Raw genomic sequence first — 18,737 nt, 5'->3', positions numbered from 1 at the left:
ATTCAGATTCGGCTCTGGCGCTGTGCGCTCCAGGTTTCGGCGGCGTACAGCTCTTCGTCGCGCTCGAGGATCCCGCTGCGATCGCCCCAGCGCGTTTGCTGCTGATGGGCGCGGTGCATGCGGGTGCGCATAAAGCGCGCGCGGCGGAAATCGGCGGCGCCGATGTCGGCATAACAGAAGTCGGCGTAGGTCAGGTCGCTGTCGCTGAAATCACAGCGCGCCGCGCGGCTGTGCTGGAATACGCATTGATACAGGCGCGCCTGGCTGAAGTTGGCGGCGTCCAACGTCGCTTCGCTGAAGATCGCCTGATCGAACTGCCCGCCGCGGCACTGCGCATGGGTCAGATTGGCCTCCAGCCACAGCGACTGCTGCGCCTGCACGCCCGCCAGGTTGGCGCGCCGCAGCGAAGCGCCCTTGAAGTTGCTTTGACGCAGCGTCGCCTGGCTGAAATCGACGTCGTCCAGTTGGTTATCGGTAAACTGGCAGGCGATCAGGCGCTGCCCGGCGTAACTTTTGCCGCGGTGGTCACATTCGAAAAACGTGACGCGGTCGAAATCTGCCCCTTCAAACCTTGTGTCACGGAGATTTAATCGGAAGAACGTGACAAGAGATAACCGCGCCTGATTCAACGCAGCGCCGTCGAGCGGGCTTTCGTAAAAGGTGGTGCGATCGTGCTGAGTGGCGGAAAAATTCGCGCCGGCCAATTGGCATGACATCCAGTGGCTTTGGTTGAGCGCCAGCCGGCTGAAGTCGCCCTGTTCAAGCCGGCAGTCGTTGAACATCGTCAGTTCGATATGGCTCTCGCTGAAGCGGCCGCCCGACATGGCGCACTGGTTGAAGGCCGTTTGCTTCAGGTTCGCCCGTGCAAATTGCGCCTGTTCGAGCCGGCAATTGCTGAAGACGCTGTCGCGCAGATCGCAATCGGAGAAGTTCACGCCGTTCAGGTTCAGTTCGTTGAACATGCCGCCGGCCAAATCCATACCGGCGAATGACAGGCCGTGCAAATCCTCACCGGCAATCAGCTCGCCGCGTTTCACGCGCTGGCGTATTTGCTCTGGCTTTGAGGTCATACTTCCTTCCCGTTGTGGCGAGGCAATGTTTTCACCCTGGCGGTATAGGCGCCCTCGAGCCGGGTCGCCTGATCCACTTGCGACTGCGACAGGTCGGCCCGGAACAGATTGGCGCCCTGCAGGTCGGCGCCTGACAGCACGCATTTTTGCAGGATTGCCGCAATGAAATTGGCGTCGCGCAGGTTGGCGCGAGACAGATCGCTGCGAATGAACAGGCTGCCGCTGCCGTTGGCCTGACGGAAATCGGCGTCGTTCAACCGGGTTTCCGACAGGTCGCAATTATTGAGACGCGCACGGCTGAAATTGGCCCGCTGCAACGGCATCTGGCGTAAATTGCACTGGTTTAGCGTCGCGTCGCTGAAATCCGCCTGCGGCAGCAGCGTCTTTGCCGCGAAGGCGCAGGCCGTGAGGCGTGCGGCGCGGAAACTGAGGCTTTGCGTCTCGGTATCAACCCAGGCGCAGCTTTCCAGCCGCGCCCGATCGAAGTTCACCGCCTGCAAGCGGCATTTGACGAAGCTGACTTTGTCGAGCCGGGCGTGGCTGAATGTCAGCTGCTCCAGTTGCAGCTCCATCAGCGTAATGTTGGCCAGCGTGGCGCGGCTGAAATCACACTGCCCGAGCAAGGTTTCGTATCCCAGCAAATCGCGTAATGAGGCCATCGTGAAATCGCAGCGTTGAAACAACGTTTGCTGAATGTTGGTTTCGTGCAGCTGCGCGCCGCCGAAATCCGTCGCTTCGCATTTCGCCAGGGCCAAAGAGGCGTGGCTCAGATCGGCCTGCTGCAAGACGGCACCGCTGAGATCGGCGCGCGCCAGCATCGCCTCGCGAAGGTCGCAACCCACCAGTTGGGTTTGGCGCAGGTTGGCGTTTTCCAGCAAAGCGCCGCGCAAGTTAGCCTGGCAGAGATCCATGCCGGACAGATCGGCGCCGGTGAGATCAAGACCGCTGAGATCCTTATCGCGCAGCATGGCGGCGGTGACGCGTTGGCGAATGATTTGCGCCAGATCGCCGCTTAAACGCAGCGCAGGGCTTTGCGCCTGTGCCGACATTAAATACATTTGGTGCAGCGCGCGCTCGCTTTCCCCCAGCTGTTTTTCGCTGAACGCGTCGGGATGCCGGCGCGCCTCCTGGAACAGCAGATCGCGCTGCTGCTGGTAGCTTTCCGCACCGGATGGCGGCACGTGATCCCCACCGGGATTGCGCGGATCGATACCCTCGGCTTGCGCCAGTTTGAGCATGTCCTGATACTGCGCCTCGGCCTGGCTTTCCAGACGCTCGACGAATTCGGCAAGCTCGTCCAACTTCGGCGGCGCGTCTTGCGACGGCAGCGGGAACAGTTCATCGATGTCCTGGCCTTCACGCAGCAGGCGCTGGCGGTGCTCTTCGCGCTGCCGGTGCTCGTAGGCGGCGATATTTTCCGCCATCGGGCTTTGCTGCGTCGGCGTTTCCGTATCCAGCCAGGCGCCGATGCACGCTTCCGGCAACAACTCTTGCTCACGAAACGCGTGCAGAGCCCCCCGTTCCTTATCCAGCCGCTGGGTCAACACCTGCCGATAATGCGCGGTGGAGCGGGGCTTGCCTTCGATTTCCAAAGCCGGCATCAGCTGCATTACGTCGGCGGCATCGTCTTCATTGATGCGTGTGCTGCCCTGATAAATCAGCAGCATCTGTTCCCGATGGGGGAAGAACCAGACGGTGGTGTGGCGCATCGCGATTTCTTCGAAATGCGTTTCGTCGCCGCGCAGCCGGTTGATGAAACAGCGTGTGCGCCACGGCGGCAAATGACCTTGCTGCACCGGTTCTGAAGGGTGCATGTTCCAAATTCGATAGGCGGCGCGGGGCGGCAAGCTGTCGCGTTGAGGAAACTGCTGATCGCCTTCCGCCATGTTGAACAGGCGCCAGTCGATATCGTTGGCGAAGCCGGGAAAGCCGTTTTTCAACCAGTCGGCGTCGTAGTTTTTACCGATGCGGGAGAAGCGGCGCGGCCAGGTGATATCCAACGCGTCAAAGCTTGCCGGTTGCGCGCTTTGCCGAGGAGACGCGAGGCGCCCCTGCAGCGGTTCAATATTGGGTAGGCGATGGATGCGGCCCTGCGGAAATGTTTCTGGAGTGGCGCCGATGCCGTGCGGATTATCGGCGAACTGGGTGCCGCCGTAAGCCCGGCGCCAGTCCAGACGCATTTCTGCAAAAGGGAGGGGAGTGGAGGGACGATCGTTGATCCAATGTCGATCGCCGAAAACCACCAGCGTTTTTTCCAGCGAATCCAGCTGGATCTTTACGGCGCAAGCGGTTTTGTCTTGTTGATGGTGGGTGTAGGCGTTACCGGTGGCGAGAAACTCCGCGCAGGCTTTGGGGATAGCCAAATCGAGCACGCCGCCGCTCAGCGTAAGTTCTTCGGCGGCCAACTGCCACAGCTCCGGTTCGGGGCGCAGGCGCGGGGAAGCCCCCATATCGGCCAAGGCCAAAACGGAAACGCCCAGATGGTTTTGCCCTTGCCAAGAGAAGGGGCGATGAAGCGCGCTGAGGCGCAGAGATTTTACGACTTTCATTGTGTGTGTAAAGCTTCCTGTGGATATCAGCTGGCAGCCAGGCTGCTGCTCAAAAACAATCCGTTTTTCGGTTTAATAGATATCAGGCTATGTCACAACAGATGAAGAAAACGATGCGGCGTTCAGCGCCGATCGTTAATGCGGGGAGGGCCCCGCTTCGAAAGGGATGATCAAGAGGACAGTGCGCCGTCCTTCCCGTTTATTCCGCGAGCCAACAGCACGGCGGCGACGGACAATGCCGCGGCGATCGCCTTGGCGATAAATTGGCCGGCGCTCTCCAGGTGAAAGGGGGCAAAAAATTCGACGTCGGCGGTGCCCAGAATCAGCAGCGCGGCGAGCGCCGCAAAACAGGGCAGCTCTATCGCCAGCGCCAGTCTGCCGGTGGGCGCCGCACCCAGGTAACCCATCAAAAAGCCGGGCAAAATCAGGAACCCGATCAATTCTGCGGGGGCATTCACCGCAGACATCACCTGCTGGTTGTATTTCAGCAGCGCCAGCATCAGCGCGACAAAGATCAGCAACCGCGCAGGCAACGCGGCCGCTCGGCTGGCCGACAAAAAGGTTTTGCCGATCGCGGCGAGCAAGACGCAGCCAACCAGGATGCCAAAGAAGGTAAACAGGATTTGTCCCCAGAGGCTGTCCTGCGTCGAAAAGGCAATGAACGCGCCCATCGTGACACTTCCTTATGCAAGGTGAGTTAGCGAACCGATGAACGATAAGCCGTTGGCAGAGTGTTGCAATCGGATCGCGTGATTGAAAGAAGCCTTTTCGCTCAAAGCCGGGAAAGCTCTTCGATCACCGCTTTTTTGGGGTTCTTCGGATCGTACTTGATCGCGGTGAAATGGCCCGGCTGATAACGCGGCAGATCCACGACGCTAATTGGGCCTTTCGCCACGGCCGTATGGTTTTTTCCGTCTTGGGCGATGTATTTGACTTCGACTTCGCAGACCGGCCGATTCCCGTCCCACAGGTTGGTCTGGCGAATGCTGACGATTTGCCCGGAGGCGGAAATACCGTTCTCCATCACGCTGAGGGAAGAACCGATATGTTTGAAATAACCCCAGATATCGACCGTGATGAATTTGAAAAAACCCACCAGGCTGAGGATAGGAGCCAATAAAATCAACCCGATAACGGTGAGAACATTTTTGGCCTTCGACATGGGAGTCCCTTTATAAAAAGATCGCCAGCGCCTTGGTGCTCAACCGTAAGGCGCCGTTGGTCACCAGCGCGCCAAGCTGAGTGAACGTCATGGGATCGTTACTGAGCTTGAAATTGGTTTTGCTGATCGCCAGCGGATTGTGCGAGATATCCAGCATCGTGTGTTTCAGGCTGGCTCCTGTCAACGCAAGATTGGAGCCGTAGAAGGCGAAGTTGGCCCCGGTCGCCACCCATTTCCAACCGTGGCAGTTATCTTTCCAGCTCGGTGTCTGCACCGATACGCCGTCCGCGCTGGTGATGTTGATCGTTTTCGCTTTGATGGTCAGCGTACCGGTGATCGTCGTGCTCTGATCGTTTTTGTAGGTCTCGGTGACATTCCCGGTGACGGTAGCGGTTTGGCCGCCGCCTTTAACCGTCAATTCCTGCCCGCCGGCGGTGATGGTGGTGTGCTGCCCGCCGGAGGTGATGTTGACCGTTTGTCCTTGCTTGATGGTGCTGGTTTGTTGCCCTTCGGTAATGTCGAGGGTCTGATTGCCCTTCACCGTGACGTGTTGGGTTTGCGTAATGTTTTGCGTCTGCGCGCCGTCAAGCTTGAAGGACTGATTGCCGGTGATGTCGATTTTATCGCCGCCGTCGATAATCGTCAGGTCGCGGCCGCCTTTGATGTTCACCGTCTGGTGGGCGTTCAGGTTGGCGGTTTCCAGCCCATCGACGGTGGTGGTGCGTTTCGCTTTGTACAGGAACGTGGCGTCGCCGGTGACGGTGTCGTCCTGCTTGCGGCCGATGGTGGTGGTGCGGCTGCCGTCAATATTGACGTTCTTGTCGTTTTCCACCGTCATGTTCATGTTGCGTTCGGCGTGCATGTCGAAAGATTCGTTGCCGGGCGAGTCTTCCAGGAACAGGAAGCTGGCGTTGTCGGCGCCGCCGCCTTTGCTGCGGCTCATAAAGCCCATTTTGGTGGCGTCGCCGGGCAGATCCCACGGCGGCATGCTGTCTTCGTTGTAAACGCGGCCGGTGATGATAGGGCGATCCGGATCGCCGTTGATAAAGTCGACCACCACTTCTTCGCCCACGCGCGGGATCTGGATCCCGCCGTATTTCCAGCCGGCCCAGGCGCTGGAGACGCGCACCCAGCAGGAACTGGTTTCATTGCCGCTGCCGTGGCGATCCCAACGGAATTTGAGTTTCACCCGGCCATACTTATCGGTCCAGATGCTTTCGCCTTCCGGCCCCACCACTTCGGCAGTTTGCGGGCCGTGGGTTTTCGGCCAGGGCGTGATGCGCGCCGGGCGCCAATTGATGTCCGCCGGAACGACCTGAAATTCGGTACGCTGCTCGCCGACGTCGTTATCATTGCTGGCGTAGCTGTTTTCCTGCATGAAGTAATGCGCGCTGACCACCAGGTAGGCGCGGTTGTCCTCCATACGCGGCGCCTGGATCAGTTGAAAACGGTAGCCGGGCGCAATGCCCTGCGAACTGCCTTCGCCGCTCATCTGCTCGTGCTGCGCTTCGAACTCCTGCTGGCGAACCTTGACGTAAAACTGGCCGTGGGCGTGATCGGTATAACGCCCGGGCCAGTCGAACACCTCGGCTTTGTCCTGTGCGAACGAGGCGGGATTCTGCCGCGCCTCCAGCAACCGCGCACGCGGCTTGCGAAAATCGTAGTCATCCAGGCTATACAGGCTGGGCGTGATGGCGTCCGAAACGCTCCAGCTGTTGATGCTGTCTTTGTTTTCCACCAGGCCGCCTTCCGCGAGCTGATAGGGAATGCTGGCGTAGCCGGCGAGTTCCTGATGCGCCGACGGCGCGTCAGCCAGCACCAGCGTATGGCCGTCTTGCTGGTGCGTGAAATAGTAATAGATGCCTTCGTGCTCCATCAGGCGACTGATGAAATCGAAATCGCTCTCCTGGTACTGCACGCAGTACCCCCAGATGCGGTAGTCGTAACTCAGGCGATTATCGATTTTCACCTGATACTGCCCCAGCACCTGGGTCAGGATGTCGGGAACGGTCTTTTCCTGGTAGATGCGAAAATCGCGGTTTTGCGTCAGATACCACAGCGTGGGGCGCAGCACGGCGCGGTAGATATAGTAACGGTTGCCGCCGGCTTCCCGTCCGGAGAGGGTCATGCGCGTGATATTGCCGTTGAGATAGCGCGGCGCCAGCGGATTGCCCCGCAGCTCCAACGTGATTTTTTGTCCCAGCAGCGCTTTCAGATCGAGCCGATTGTCGGGGCTGAGCAGCTCGACGTCGAACTCGAACAATCCGGCCAGTTTTTCCTCACCGGAAAGGCTTCTGAACAACAGCTGATGGGAGGGCAAAGGCGTGTGCGCAATGATAAGGCGATCCATACTATTCCCCGCTTTAGGCATAGCTACCGCACGAGAATTGACGCGCGATCCCGATGGCGTATCTGTCACGAATGGAGACAGGAACTGACGAAAGATTTAACAAAGTTTACACAAAGGCACGATTTGTGCAGTCTACAATAGAGCTCTGCATTTGCAAAATAGCCTTGTGGATCAATGCTCAATTCGTTAACTTGCTCACGATCTTGGTTTTAATCATCTAAAACATATACATGCGAGCAGATCATTTTTTATCTCAAATTATTGGATAATTGGTAATACCAAAAAATAAATCTGTAACACTTAAGTCAACGTGCTTATAAAACAACTCTTTTTTTACGTAAAAAAAGTCACTGACTGTTTTTTATCCTTACCATTTGCCACTTAAAGATGATCAAATATATAAATTTTCCGAATGTTAATTCGGATGATTCCTATTTGGTAGGCGTGGAAAGCCCCCTCTGCAGGCCGTTGGTCGAGGGGTTGAACGGTTGATAATGCAGCAATTATTAATGTGGACAGGGAGCGAAGGCGATTTGGCTTATCAGGCCGCAGAGCCAGATTAAGGCCGGGTCGCGCTTTGCCTGCCGGCCGGCGATCGGCTCAATGGGGAAAGACGTGATGGCCAATTCGTCAGGCAGCGGGAGAATGCGTACGCGTTGCGCGTTTGCCGGTGGCGGCGCATCCGGGCAAGCTGAGCAGGGCGCTGGCGACGAGGGTGGAAGCGGTGCGCACTATCGTGCAGGTGACGCTGACGGCCGAGGACGGTAGAGGAGGATGTGCGATTCGGCGACTAAAAGCAGGGCGTGGTGTACCACGCCCTGCTAGAGGTTACTCGTCGGCGACGCGGATCACCAGCTTGCCGAAGTTCTTGCCCTGCAGCAGGCCGATAAACGCCTGCGGCGCCTGCTCCAGCCCGTCGACGATGTCCTCGCGGAACTTGATTTTCCCCTCCTCGACCCAACTGCTCATTTGTTGCAAGAACTCGTCAAAGCGTGAGCCGTAGTCGTCGAAGATGATAAAGCCCTGCATACGGATGCGTTTGCGCAGGATCAGCCCCTCCAGCAGCGGCAAGCGGTCCGGCCCCGCAGGCAACCCGGTGGCATTGTAATGGGCGATGATGCCGCACACCGGAATGCGCGCTTTGGTGTTCAACAGCGGCAGTACGGCGTCGAACACCGCCCCGCCGACGTTTTCGTAATAGATGTCGATGCCTTTAGGGCAGGCGGCCGCCAGCTGTTCGGCAAAGTCAGGGGCGCGGTGATCGATGCAGGCGTCGAAACCCAACTCTTCCACCACATAGCGGCATTTTTCCGCCCCGCCGGCGACGCCGACGACGCGGCAGCCTTTCAGCTTACCGATTTGGCCGACCACCGAACCGACCGCCCCGCTGGCGGCGGCCACCACCAGCGTTTCTCCCGCCTGCGGTTGGCCGATGTCGAGCAGCCCCATGTAAGCGGTAAATCCCGGCATGCCCAGCACGCCCAGCAGGCGGGAAGGATGCGGCAGGTGCGGGCCGAGGTTGCGCAGGCCGCTGCCGTCAGACAGGGCGTAATCCTGCCAGCCGTCATAACCCAACACCCAATCGCCGACGTTGAAATCGGGATGCTGTGAAGCCGCTACGCGCGATACCGTGCCGCCCACCATCACCTGACCGATCTCCACCGGCGGCGCGTAGGAGGGGGCATCGCTCATGCGCCCGCGCATATAAGGATCCAGCGACAGATAAACGGTGCGCAGCACCAGCTGTCCGGCGCCGGGCTGCGGTGCGGGGACGGTATCGAGACGGAAGTTGGCCGCCGTCGGTTCACCGTGCGGACGCGAGGCCAGCAGGAAGCGGCGGTTCTGTTGAGAAGAAGGGGACATCGAAAGCTCCTTTGCGTTGCGACAAACAAGATGCGTTAAGCCTAGTCCAGGGGCGGCAAGGCAACGTTACCGAATGTGCTTAGCCTTAGAGCGGAACGATCAGCACGTCGATGTGGCTGATATTGATAAAGCGAGCGGCGGAACAGGAGACCTTATTCATCATGCCGTCGCGATGATTGCCGCAGATCAGCAGGTCGAACGGCTGACGGCGGCTGGCGTATTCCAGGCTGTCACCCAGCTCGCCGTGCACGATCAGCGCATCGGCGATCGGGTAACCGGCGCGTTGACGCAGTTCCTCCATAAACAGCCGGGTTTCCTCCTCCATCAACGAGCGCAAATCCCCCAGCATCGGCCCGGCGAAATTATTGTACATTTCCGGGTTGGCGAGGGTGCTTAACAAGGTGATGCTGCCGCCGTAAGGGCGGACGATGGAGACGGCTTTTTCCACCAGGCGGTGGCTGTCAGGGGCAACGGCGACGGTGACCAGAACGTTTTGATACCCCATATCCCACTCCTTGTTGTATCCATCGCATTCCAGGCTGCCGCATCGGCGGCCTGGGCGGAGGTACTGCGTCGGATAAAGGGTAGAGCCTGGCGGGGGGAATAAATGTGTTTCGCATCACGCGCGGCAATAAAAGCCGAATTTACCCCGGTTATATAGCAATAAAAGATAAAACCGTTGCCGCACGTAATTTCACTGAATTAAAGCACCTGCGCCCACAGCGTTTTCGGCACCTTGCCCAGATCGAACAATTTACCGGCAACCAGCTCGGCGCGACGGTGGTCGGCGGCGCGGTACATGTTGCTAATTTCTTTATCATTTTCAATGGAGTAGTTCAGTTTGTCGTACACCTTCTCCAGGCTGTCCAAAGAGGAGCATTTACGGAATGTCAGCAGATATTCGAGCGTATCGGTCATGATTAAAATATAGCCTGTTAATAGTTAAAGCCGGGTGAATAACACATCGGCGGCTCACGGCGACGCCGTCGAGGCAGCGATGTACGACCTGACAAAAATCATTTCAAGTAGATAAATTGCACCGGGTAATGATGTCACGCCACACGTAGCGGCGCTTTGATAAATCATAATATGCCAGTGCGCCGTCAGCAATCTCATCCTGCTGATAAACGGATAAATAGGGAAAGTCTCAGGGCCGCTGACGGCCGACGCGTCGTCGTTCTTGCCGTGCACAAGCTCGCGGCACCGCGCCAGGCCATCTTTTGCGGTGATTTTTTCACCGTCCGTGGTGCCGCTGCGGCATTGGGCGGTGTTTGTCGTCGTCGCTTGCGCTGAAAAGCCGTTTTTCTCGAAGGGGAAATATGAAGAGTAAAACAAAACTGCGTTTTATTTTATGACAATGAAGTGATGAAAACGTAAGCCATGTAAATAATCCCTGGGGGAGAGGGAATTATCACGGCGAAAGAAAAAGAAATAAAAGGCATTAAAGTTTTATGGATTGCTGCCGATATGTCGTTTTGGGGAACTCTAATGTAGAAAAAGCATTCTTGCATCGCGCTAATACGGAAACATATCGTTACGTCTGTTAGCTTGTTCACTACGCCTGCGAATCATTGATAAGCCATAATCACCTGATGCGGAAAATTAGAACAGCCTCAGGCTGAGGGCTTAAGTCAAATCCGATAGCTAATAACCTTATAGTTTACACAGGTTATTTTTCAGCTTGGATATTTTTTAGTAACTCAAATGGTTATTTATACTGAGTTTGTTGCCTATACACAGATTTTTGTTCTGTTATTTTGGTTTGGTGATGCTTTTGTTCGAATTGATCTAAAAAAGATAATTTTTTGGCGGATAAACATTGTTTTTAAGACGTTTTTTTACCTATGGCTGTTTTGTGAACAAAATGGCGGTCAATAAGTGAGCGTATTTGGGTGTATTTGGCTTAATTATTTTTTATTTTTGTGATCTATGTCACATTGTATTTAAAATTGCCTCTCACTTACATTGTGTGTGCTAATGGTTCGGGGGTAGAGTTGCGCTGCTTTAGGAATAATCTTATTAAATTTGTAAAAATAGTTTCATGGTGACTAAACACTATCGAAGCAGAATGCTGTACATCCATACACGTTGGTTTACGCTCGTAGCAAATACTGAACAGTGGTCAAATTTAGCGATTGTTGAAAATTATAGCAGTCGTTTTTGAGAGATTAATTTGCCAGCTTTGGGAAACAACCCAGGTCACGGGCGATAAAATTTATCACCCAGCGTATGTTTTTAAACATAGTCTGTCGGGATGGGGAATATGGGTACGTCTGAATTACTTAAGCATATTTATGACATCAATCTGTCATATTTACTTTTAGCACAGCGTTTGATCAACGATGAAAAAGCCTCCGCGATGTTCCGTCTTGGTATTGATGAAGCCATGGCCGATGCGCTGGCGCAGCTGACTTTGCCGCAAATGGTTAAACTGGCCGAGACCAACCAGCTGGTTTGCCACTTCCGCTTTAACGAAAGCCAGACCATCGAACGCCTGACCAAAGAGTCGCGCGTCGACGATCTGCAACAAATCCATACCGGCATTTTGCTATCAAGCCATTTACTGCAAGAGCTATCGAGTAAAGACGCTAGCCCGACGAAGAAAAGAGCCTGATGATGGTTGAGAAAAGTATCGTTCAAGAAGCCAAGGACATTCAGCTCGCCATGGAGCTGATTTCGCTGGGAGCCCGATTGCAGATGCTGGAGAGCGAAACCCAGCTCAGCCGCGGGCGCTTGATTAAACTTTACAAGGAGTTACGCGGCAGCCCGCCGCCAAAAGGAATGTTACCGTTCTCAACCGACTGGTTTATGACCTGGGAACAAAATATTCACTCGTCGATGTTTTACAACGCCTACCTGTTTCTGATGAAAAGCGGGCAGTGCAGCGGAGTGGAGGCGGTGATCAAAGCCTATCGCCTCTACCTGGAGCAGTGTCCTCAGCAGGCTGGTGAGGCGCCGTTGCTGGCGCTGACCCGTGCCTGGACGCTGGTGCGTTTCGTCGACAGCGGCATGCTGCAGCTCTCTGCCTGCAGCTGCTGCGGCGGCGCATTTATCACCCACGCGCACCAGCCGTTGAACGGTTTCATCTGCAGTTTATGCCAACCCCCATCCCGCGCCGTAAAAAGACGTAAACTTTCGCCGCAACTGGCCGATATTATTCCTCAACTGCTGGACGAGCAGGTCAAACGCGCCATTTGAGCCGCCACATTGCCGGCTCTCGGCAATGAATACCGACGTGTGATACGCAGGGGCGGCATGCCGCCCCCAGACACGCAGCCTGGTCTGTGCGCCAGGGCGCGTTTGCCCCACCTTCCATCCACATTGTTAATTTAAGGAATGCGTGTGCTAGTTATTTTGGGTTATCTGGTGGTATTGGGTGCGGTGTTTGGCGGCTACCTGATCGTGGGCGGCCATCTCGGTGCGTTGTATCAGCCGGCGGAGTTTCTGATTATCGGCGGGGCGGGGGTCGGCGCTTTCATAGTCGGCAACAACGGCAAGGCAATCAAAGCCACGCTGCGCGCGCTGCCGCGGCTGATGCGCCGTTCCAAATACAACAAAGATCTGTACATGGATCTGATGGCGCTGCTGTTCCGCCTGCTGGCCAAATCGCGCCAGCAGGGCATGCTGTCGCTCGAGTTCGATATCGATAATCCGCAAGAAAGTGAAATTTTTTCTAATTATCCGCGCATCCTTGCCGATAACACCCTGGTGGAGTTCATTACCGACTATTTACGGCTGATGGTGAGCGGCAATATGAATGCGTTCGAGATCGAAGCGCTGATGGACGAAGAGATCGAAACCTACGAGCAGGAAAGCGAAGTGCCCGCCGGCAGCCTGGCGATGGTGGGCGACTCCTTGCCGGCGTTCGGTATCGTCGCGGCGGTGATGGGGGTGGTGCACGCCCTGGCTTCGGCCGATCGGCCGGCCGCGGAACTGGGCGCGCTGATCGCCAACGCCATGGTCGGTACTTTCCTCGGCATTCTGCTGGCCTACGGCTTCATCTCGCCGCTGGCCACGTTGCTGCGCCAGAAGAGCGCCGAAAACGTCAAGATGATGCAGTGCATCAAGGTCACGCTGCTGTCGAGCCTGAACGGCTACGCGCCGCAGATCGCCGTCGAGTTTGGCCGCAAAACGCTGTATACCACCGAACGTCCTTCTTTCGTTGAGCTGGAAGAACACGTGCGCCGCGTGAAAGCGCCGGCGCAGCAGGCGACGGAAGAAGAAGAAGCATGAAACAGAATCATCCGGTCGTTCTGGTCAGAAAGCGCAAGTCGCATCATGCCGCCCATCACGGCGGCTCCTGGAAGATCGCTTATGCCGACTTTATGACGGCGATGATGGCGTTCTTCCTGGTGATGTGGCTGCTGGCGATCGCCAGCCCGCAGGAGCTGACGCAAATCGCCGAATATTTCCGCACGCCGCTCAAGGTCGCCCTGACCAGCGGCGACAAGAGCAGCTCCGAAAGCAGCCCGATCCCGGGCGGCGGCGATGATCCTACGCAGCAGCACGGCCTGGTGAGAAAGCAGGTCGACTCGCCGGACAAGCGCGCCGAAGAGCTGCGCCTGAACAAGCTGCGCGAAAAGCTGGATGAGTTGATTGAGTCCGATCCGCGCCTGAAGGCGCTGCGCCCGCATCTGCTGATCAACATGATGGACGAGGGGCTGCGCATCCAGATTATCGATAGCCAAAACCGGCCGATGTTCAAAACCGGCAGCGCGCAGGTCGAGAGCTATATGCGCGATATTCTGCGGGCGATAGCGCCGATCCTCAACGATTTGCCCAACAAGATCAGCCTGTCCGGCCACACCGATGATATCCCTTACGCCAGCGGCGAGCGCGGCTACAGCAACTGGGAACTGTCGGCCGATCGCGCCAACGCCTCCCGGCGCGAGCTGATCGCCGGCGGCCTGGCGGAAGGCAAGGTGCTGCGGGTGGTGGGCATGGCGGCCACCATGAGCCTGAAACAGCACGGCGCCGATGACGCGATTAACCGTCGCATCACCGTGCTGGTGCTGAATAAGCAAACGCAAGAAGGCATCGAACATGAAAATGCCGAAAGCAACGCGGTGGATATCGCCCAGCCGGACAGCCTGAAACAGCTGGCGCCGTCGGCGACTGCGCCGGCCAGCCAAACGCCGGAGCCCTCGGCGGCAGCCCCGGAGCCGGCGGCGTCAACGCCAGCGCCGAGCGTCCCAGCGCAGGCATCCCCGGCGATAGCCCCGGCCGATCAGGCGCCGGAACAACCGGCGGCCGCACCCGCACCGACTAACCGCGACTCACAGCCAGAGGTGACCCCGTGAGCATGGACATTAGCGATTTTTATCAGACCTTCTTTGATGAGGCGGACGAGTTGCTGGCCGACATGGAGCAACATCTGCTGGAGCTGGATCCGCTGGCCCCCGATATCGAGCCGTTGAACGCCATCTTCCGCGCGGCGCACTCGATCAAGGGCGGCGCGGCGACCTTTGGCTTTTCGGTGCTGCAGGAAACCACCCACCTGCTGGAGAACCTGCTGGACGGTGCAAGACGCCAGGAAATGAGCCTGAGCACCGAGATTATCAACCTGTTTCTGGAAACCAAAGACATTATGCAGGAGCAACTGGACGCCTATAAAACCTCGCAACAGCCTGACGCCGAAAGCTTTGAATACATTTGCCAGGCGCTGCGCCAGCTGGCGTTGGAAGCGCAACAGCAGCAGGCGGCGCCCGCGGCTCAACCGGCCGTTCAGCAGCCTGTCATTAAGCCGACGGCCGCGCCGGCGGCGATCGAAGGCGGCATGCGCATCAGCCTGAACGGGCTGAAAGCCAGTGAAATCCCCTTGATGTTGGAAGAGCTGGGCAACCTCGGCGAGGTTAAAGACCCTCATCAGACGGAACACAGTCTGGACGTGACGTTGCTCACCTCCGCCAGCGAAGACGACATCAGCGCCGTGCTGTGCTTCGTGCTGGAACCGGAACAAATCAGCTTCTCGACGCCGACGCCGAGCGAACCGGCCGTCGCAGAAGCTAGCTTACCGGCAGCGGTCGCCGTGCCGGAACCTGCGCCGGCGCCGGTCGCCAGCGCCGCGCCGCCTGCCGCCAAACCGGCCGCCGCAACGGCGGAAGCGCCGAAAGCGCGTGCCAAGGCGAGCGAGTCCACCAGCATTCGCGTGGCGGTGGAAAAGGTGGATCAGCTGATCAACCTGGTCGGCGAGCTGGTGATCACCCAGTCGATGCTGGCGCAGCGCTCCGGCACGCTCGATCCGGTCAACCACGGCGATCTGCTGAACAGCATGAGCCAGCTGGAGCGTAACGCGCGCGATCTGCAGGAGTCGGTGATGTCGATCCGCATGATGCCGATGGAATACGTCTTCAGCCGCTACCCGCGCCTGGTGCGCGATCTGGCCGGCAAGCTGAACAAGCAGGTGGAGCTGACGCTGCAGGGCAGCTCGACCGAACTGGACAAGAGCCTGATCGAACGCATCATCGATCCGTTGACGCACCTGGTGCGCAACAGCCTCGATCACGGTATCGAAGAGCCGGCCACCCGCATCGCCGCCGGCAAATCGGCGGTGGGCAATCTGGTGCTGTCGGCCGAACATCAGGGCGGCAACATCTGTATTGAGGTTATCGACGACGGCGCCGGCCTGAACCGCGAAAAAATTCTCGCCAAGGCCGCGTCGCAAGGGCTGGCGGTGAGCGACAGCATGAGCGACGAAGAAGTCGGCATGCTGATCTTCGCGCCGGGCTTCTCCACCGCCGAGCAGGTGACCGACGTTTCCGGCCGCGGCGTCGGCATGGACGTGGTGAAACGGAATATTCAGGAGATGGGCGGCCACGTCGAGATCCGTTCGCAGGCCGGCAAAGGCACCACCATCCGCATCCTGCTGCCGCTGACGCTGGCGATCCTCGACGGCATGTCGGTCAAGGTGAACGACGAAGTCTTTATCCTGCCGCTGAACGCGGTGATGGAGTCGCTGCAGCCGCAGGCGGAAGATCTGCATCCGCTGGCCGGGGGCGAACGCGTGCTGCAGGTGCGCGGCGAATACCTGCCGCTGGTGGAGCTGTATCGGGTATTCGAAGTGGACGGCGCCAAAACCGACGCCACGCAGGGCATCGTCGTTATCCTGCAGAGCGCCGGCCGCCGCTATGCGTTGCTGGTGGATCAACTGATCGGCCAGCATCAGGTGGTGGTGAAGAATCTGGAAAGCAACTACCGCAAAGTGCCGGGCATCTCCGCCGCGACCATTTTGGGCGACGGCAGCGTGGCCTTGATCGTCGATGTCTCGGCGTTGCAAACCTTGAACCGTGAAAAGCGTCTGACGGACGCCGCCGCATAATAATGAGTTTATTGATTTAAAAGGTGAATGATATGGCAGGATTGGCAGCCGTCAGCAAATTGGCTGGCGAAACGGTAGGGCAAGAGTTTCTGATTTTCACCCTGGGCAATGAGGAGTACGGCATCGATATCCTCAAGGTACAGGAAATTCGCGGCTACGATCAGGTGACCCGCATCGCCAACACGCCGGCGTTCATCAAGGGCGTCACCAACCTGCGCGGCGTGATTGTCCCGATCATCGATCTGCGGGTGAAATTCTCGCAGCAAAGCGTGTCTTACGATGAAAACACCGTGGTGATCGTGCTGAACTTTGGTCAGCGCGTGGTGGGCATCGTGGTCGACGGCGTTTCCGACGTGCTGTCGCTGACCGCCGAGCAGATCCGCCCGGCGCCGGAGTTCGCGGTGACGCTGGCGACCGAATACCTCACCGGTCTCGGTTCGCTGGGCGAGCGCATGCTGATCCTGGTGGATATCGAAAAGCTGCTGAGCAGCGAAGAGATGTCGCTGGTCGACAGCGTGGCGAAAAGCGTCTGATTCATGACGCCAGGGGGCAGGGCGCTGCCCCCTTCATCCATCACTCTTCCTGACCTGTCGCGGCGCCGCAGACCGCGCCCGGAACCCCCACTAAAAATAGTTACTTTCCCGCATAAAGTTTTGCCGCACGGCGCCGATAACTCTCACATTCAACGTCATCAGAGCCTGTCTGCGCGGGCTTCAACAAGGGAAATCATGTTAAATCGTATGAAGGTGGTCACCAGCCTGTTGCTGGTGTTGGTGCTGTTTGGCGCCTTGCAGTTGATTTCGGGCGGACTCTTTTTCTCCTCGCTGAAAAGCGATAAGGAAAACTTTACCGTCCTGCAAACGATCCGCCAGCAGCAGCTGCAGCTGAGTGAAAGCCGCGTTGACCTGCTGCAGGCGCGCAACTCCCTGAACCGTGCCGGTATTCGCTACATGATGGATACCAATAAGATCGGCAGCGGCGCCACCATTGATGAACTGCTGGCCAAGGCGAAAGAAGAGCTGGCCAGGGCGGAAAGACACTATGCCGCTTACGAAAAGATCCCTCAGGATCCGCGTCAGGATCCCCAGTCGGCAGAACGCGTTAAGCAACAGTACGACATTCTGTACGGCGCGCTCTCCGAACTGATTCAGCTGCTGGGCGAAGGCAAGATCAACGCCTTCTTCGATCAGCCTACGCAGAGCTACCAGGACAACTTTGAGCAGAGCTACAACCTGTATCTGGAGCAAAACGGCAAGCTGTACCAAATCGCGGTCGACGGCAGCAACAGCTCGTACAACTCGGCCATTTGGACGCTGATCGTGGTGCTGGTGGTAGTGCTGGCGGTGATCGTACTCGCCTGGACCGGCATCCATCATATCCTGGTGCGCCCGCTGAACCGCATGATTGACCACATCAAACAGATCGCCGCCGGCGACCTGACTCAGCAGATCGTCGTCACCAGCCGCAACGAAATGGGCGTGCTGGCGGCCAGCCTGAAACACATGCAAAGCGAACTGATCGAAACCGTCAGCGGCGTGCGTCAGGGCGCGGACGCCATCTACAGCGGCGCGTCTGAAATCGCCGCGGGCAACAACGATCTCTCCTCCCGCACCGAGCAGCAGGCCGCTTCGCTGGAAGAGACCGCCGCCAGCATGGAACAGCTGACCGCGACGGTGAAACAGAACGCCGAAAACGCCCGTCAGGCTTCACAGCTGGCGCTGAGCGCCTCCGAAACCGCGCAGAAGGGCGGCAAGGTGGTGGCCAACGTGGTGCAGACCATGCACGACATCGCCGGCAGCTCGCAGAAAATCGCCGATATCACCGGCGTGATCGACGGCATCGCCTTCCAGACCAACATCCTGGCGTTGAACGCCGCGGTGGAAGCGGCGCGCGCCGGCGAGCAGGGCCGCGGCTTCGCGGTGGTGGCCGGTGAAGTGCGCAACCTGGCGCAGCGCAGCGCGCAGGCGGCCAAAGAGATCAAAGGCCTGATCGAAGACTCGGTCAGCCGCGTCGATATGGGTTCCGTGCTGGTGGAAAGCGCCGGTGAAACCATGGGCGACATCGTCAACGCCGTCACCCGCGTGACCGACATCATGGGCGAAATCGCCTCGGCGTCGGACGAACAGAGCCGCGGGATCGATCAGGTTGGCCAGGCGGTAGCGGAAATGGACCGCGTGACCCAGCAGAACGCCTCGTTGGTGGAAGAGTCCGCCTCGGCGGCGGCGGCGCTGGAAGAACAGGCCAGCATGCTGACCCAGTCGGTGGCGGTATTCCGCCTGAGGGCGGAGGGCCAGGAAGAGTTTAAAGCGCCTGTCACCAGCAAGGCGACGGTAACACCGGTAATCAATCATAAGAAAATGAACGCCAGCGATCTGCAGGATAACTGGGAAACGTTCTGACCGGTATCGGGCCTCTCTCGCAGCGG

16 protein-coding genes are annotated in these 18,737 nt (G+C 57.9%); 7 read left to right on the top strand and 9 right to left on the bottom strand.

Going from position 1 to position 18,737, the window contains the following annotated elements; translation table 11 throughout:
- Positions 1–2 precede the first annotated feature (2 nt).
- The 9 genes from ACJ8PI_RS10700 to ACJ8PI_RS10660 all read right to left on the bottom strand — a co-directional run bounded on the left by ACJ8PI_RS10700 (position 3) and on the right by ACJ8PI_RS10660 (position 10,329).
- Positions 3–1,070 carry a pentapeptide repeat-containing protein gene (locus ACJ8PI_RS10700; protein ID WP_033635019.1) on the bottom strand — a complete coding sequence of 356 codons (1,068 nt, stop codon included), beginning with the start codon at positions 1,068–1,070 and terminating at the stop codon, positions 3–5.
- Positions 1,067–3,619, bottom strand: coding sequence for a DUF2169 family type VI secretion system accessory protein (locus tag ACJ8PI_RS10695; protein WP_164134335.1), 2,553 nt, complete (start codon positions 3,617–3,619; stop codon positions 1,067–1,069). Before ACJ8PI_RS10695 ends, ACJ8PI_RS10700 begins: the two co-directional genes overlap by 4 nt.
- A 170-nt stretch (positions 3,620–3,789) precedes the next feature.
- Positions 3,790–4,290: a hypothetical protein gene (locus ACJ8PI_RS10690; protein ID WP_164134336.1), complete on the bottom strand. Its 501-nt coding sequence runs from the start codon at positions 4,288–4,290 to the stop codon at positions 3,790–3,792.
- Positions 4,291–4,391: 101 nt separating this feature from the next.
- Positions 4,392–4,781, bottom strand: a complete 390-nt coding sequence (locus ACJ8PI_RS10685; protein ID WP_033647801.1) for a DUF3592 domain-containing protein — start codon at positions 4,779–4,781, stop codon at positions 4,392–4,394.
- 10 nt (positions 4,782–4,791) lie between these two features.
- The gene (locus tag ACJ8PI_RS10680; RefSeq protein WP_033647800.1) at positions 4,792–7,131 is read right to left on the bottom strand and encodes a type VI secretion system Vgr family protein; all 2,340 of its coding nucleotides are present in this window, start codon (positions 7,129–7,131) and stop codon (positions 4,792–4,794) included.
- 828 nt (positions 7,132–7,959) lie between these two features.
- Complete coding sequence (locus ACJ8PI_RS10675) at positions 7,960–8,994, bottom strand: NADP-dependent oxidoreductase (RefSeq protein WP_033635012.1); 1,035 nt, start codon at positions 8,992–8,994, stop codon at positions 7,960–7,962.
- A gap of 85 nt (positions 8,995–9,079) precedes the next feature.
- Positions 9,080–9,499 (bottom strand): universal stress protein UspC, encoded by a 420-nt coding sequence (gene uspC, locus ACJ8PI_RS10670; protein ID WP_033635011.1) that lies wholly within the window; start codon positions 9,497–9,499, stop codon positions 9,080–9,082.
- 197 nt (positions 9,500–9,696) lie between these two features.
- Positions 9,697–9,912, bottom strand: a complete 216-nt coding sequence (gene ydgT / locus ACJ8PI_RS10665; protein WP_039565480.1) for a transcription modulator YdgT — start codon at positions 9,910–9,912, stop codon at positions 9,697–9,699.
- A 54-nt stretch (positions 9,913–9,966) separates the two neighbouring features.
- A complete protein-coding gene (locus ACJ8PI_RS10660) occupies positions 9,967–10,329 on the bottom strand; it encodes a hypothetical protein (protein ID WP_164134337.1) in 363 nt (120 codons plus the stop codon).
- 928 nt (positions 10,330–11,257) lie between these two features.
- On the opposite strand from ACJ8PI_RS10660, the gene flhD reads away from it, so the two are divergent.
- From flhD to ACJ8PI_RS10625, 7 genes are all read left to right on the top strand, one after another.
- Positions 11,258–11,608 carry a flagellar transcriptional regulator FlhD gene (flhD, locus tag ACJ8PI_RS10655; protein ID WP_033647796.1) on the top strand — a complete coding sequence of 117 codons (351 nt, stop codon included), beginning with the start codon at positions 11,258–11,260 and terminating at the stop codon, positions 11,606–11,608.
- On the top strand, positions 11,608–12,192 hold the full coding sequence (gene flhC / locus ACJ8PI_RS10650; protein WP_016927281.1) for a flagellar transcriptional regulator FlhC: 585 nt from the start codon (positions 11,608–11,610) through the stop codon (positions 12,190–12,192). The genes flhD and flhC overlap by 1 nt, the downstream gene beginning before the upstream one ends.
- A 144-nt stretch (positions 12,193–12,336) precedes the next feature.
- Positions 12,337–13,227, top strand: a complete 891-nt coding sequence (motA, locus tag ACJ8PI_RS10645) for a flagellar motor stator protein MotA (RefSeq protein WP_015378266.1) — start codon at positions 12,337–12,339, stop codon at positions 13,225–13,227.
- Positions 13,224–14,294 (top strand): flagellar motor protein MotB, encoded by a 1,071-nt coding sequence (motB, locus tag ACJ8PI_RS10640; RefSeq protein WP_164134338.1) that lies wholly within the window; start codon positions 13,224–13,226, stop codon positions 14,292–14,294. Before motA ends, motB begins: the two co-directional genes overlap by 4 nt.
- Entirely contained in the window at positions 14,291–16,312 is a 2,022-nt protein-coding gene (gene cheA / locus ACJ8PI_RS10635) for a chemotaxis protein CheA (RefSeq protein WP_164134339.1), read from the top strand. Before motB ends, cheA begins: the two co-directional genes overlap by 4 nt.
- A gap of 32 nt (positions 16,313–16,344) precedes the next feature.
- On the top strand, positions 16,345–16,845 hold the full coding sequence (cheW, locus tag ACJ8PI_RS10630; RefSeq protein ID WP_025303271.1) for a chemotaxis protein CheW: 501 nt from the start codon (positions 16,345–16,347) through the stop codon (positions 16,843–16,845).
- 195 nt (positions 16,846–17,040) lie between these two features.
- Positions 17,041–18,711 carry a methyl-accepting chemotaxis protein gene (locus tag ACJ8PI_RS10625; protein ID WP_049234708.1) on the top strand — a complete coding sequence of 557 codons (1,671 nt, stop codon included), beginning with the start codon at positions 17,041–17,043 and terminating at the stop codon, positions 18,709–18,711.
- Positions 18,712–18,737: the final 26 nt, after the last annotated feature.

The sequence above is a fragment of the Serratia sp. CY82433 genome (genome assembly GCF_052166535.1).
Lineage (GTDB): Bacteria > Pseudomonadota > Gammaproteobacteria > Enterobacterales > Enterobacteriaceae > Serratia > Serratia sarumanii.
The sequence above is the reverse complement of the archived record's forward strand: the minus strand, read 5'-3'. Positions and strand labels throughout refer to the sequence as shown.

Bases quoted from the DNA above. Each gene is read 5' to 3' on its own strand.
- ACJ8PI_RS10700 (WP_033635019.1), bottom strand. From the start codon at position 1,070: ATGACCTCAAAGCCAGAGCAAATACGCCAGCGCGTGAAACGCGGCGAG.
- ACJ8PI_RS10695 (WP_164134335.1), bottom strand. From the start codon at position 3,619: ATGAAAGTCGTAAAATCTCTGCGCCTCAGCGCGCTTCATCGCCCCTTC.
- ACJ8PI_RS10690 (WP_164134336.1), bottom strand. From the start codon at position 4,290: ATGGGCGCGTTCATTGCCTTTTCGACGCAGGACAGCCTCTGGGGACAA.
- ACJ8PI_RS10685 (WP_033647801.1), bottom strand. From the start codon at position 4,781: ATGTCGAAGGCCAAAAATGTTCTCACCGTTATCGGGTTGATTTTATTG.
- ACJ8PI_RS10680 (WP_033647800.1), bottom strand. From the start codon at position 7,131: ATGGATCGCCTTATCATTGCGCACACGCCTTTGCCCTCCCATCAGCTG.
- ACJ8PI_RS10675 (WP_033635012.1), bottom strand. From the start codon at position 8,994: ATGTCCCCTTCTTCTCAACAGAACCGCCGCTTCCTGCTGGCCTCGCGT.
- uspC (WP_033635011.1), bottom strand. From the start codon at position 9,499: ATGGGGTATCAAAACGTTCTGGTCACCGTCGCCGTTGCCCCTGACAGC.
- ydgT (WP_039565480.1), bottom strand. From the start codon at position 9,912: ATGACCGATACGCTCGAATATCTGCTGACATTCCGTAAATGCTCCTCT.
- flhD (WP_033647796.1), top strand. From the start codon at position 11,258: ATGGGTACGTCTGAATTACTTAAGCATATTTATGACATCAATCTGTCA.
- flhC (WP_016927281.1), top strand. From the start codon at position 11,608: ATGATGGTTGAGAAAAGTATCGTTCAAGAAGCCAAGGACATTCAGCTC.
- motB (WP_164134338.1), top strand. From the start codon at position 13,224: ATGAAACAGAATCATCCGGTCGTTCTGGTCAGAAAGCGCAAGTCGCAT.
- cheW (WP_025303271.1), top strand. From the start codon at position 16,345: ATGGCAGGATTGGCAGCCGTCAGCAAATTGGCTGGCGAAACGGTAGGG.
- ACJ8PI_RS10625 (WP_049234708.1), top strand. From the start codon at position 17,041: ATGTTAAATCGTATGAAGGTGGTCACCAGCCTGTTGCTGGTGTTGGTG.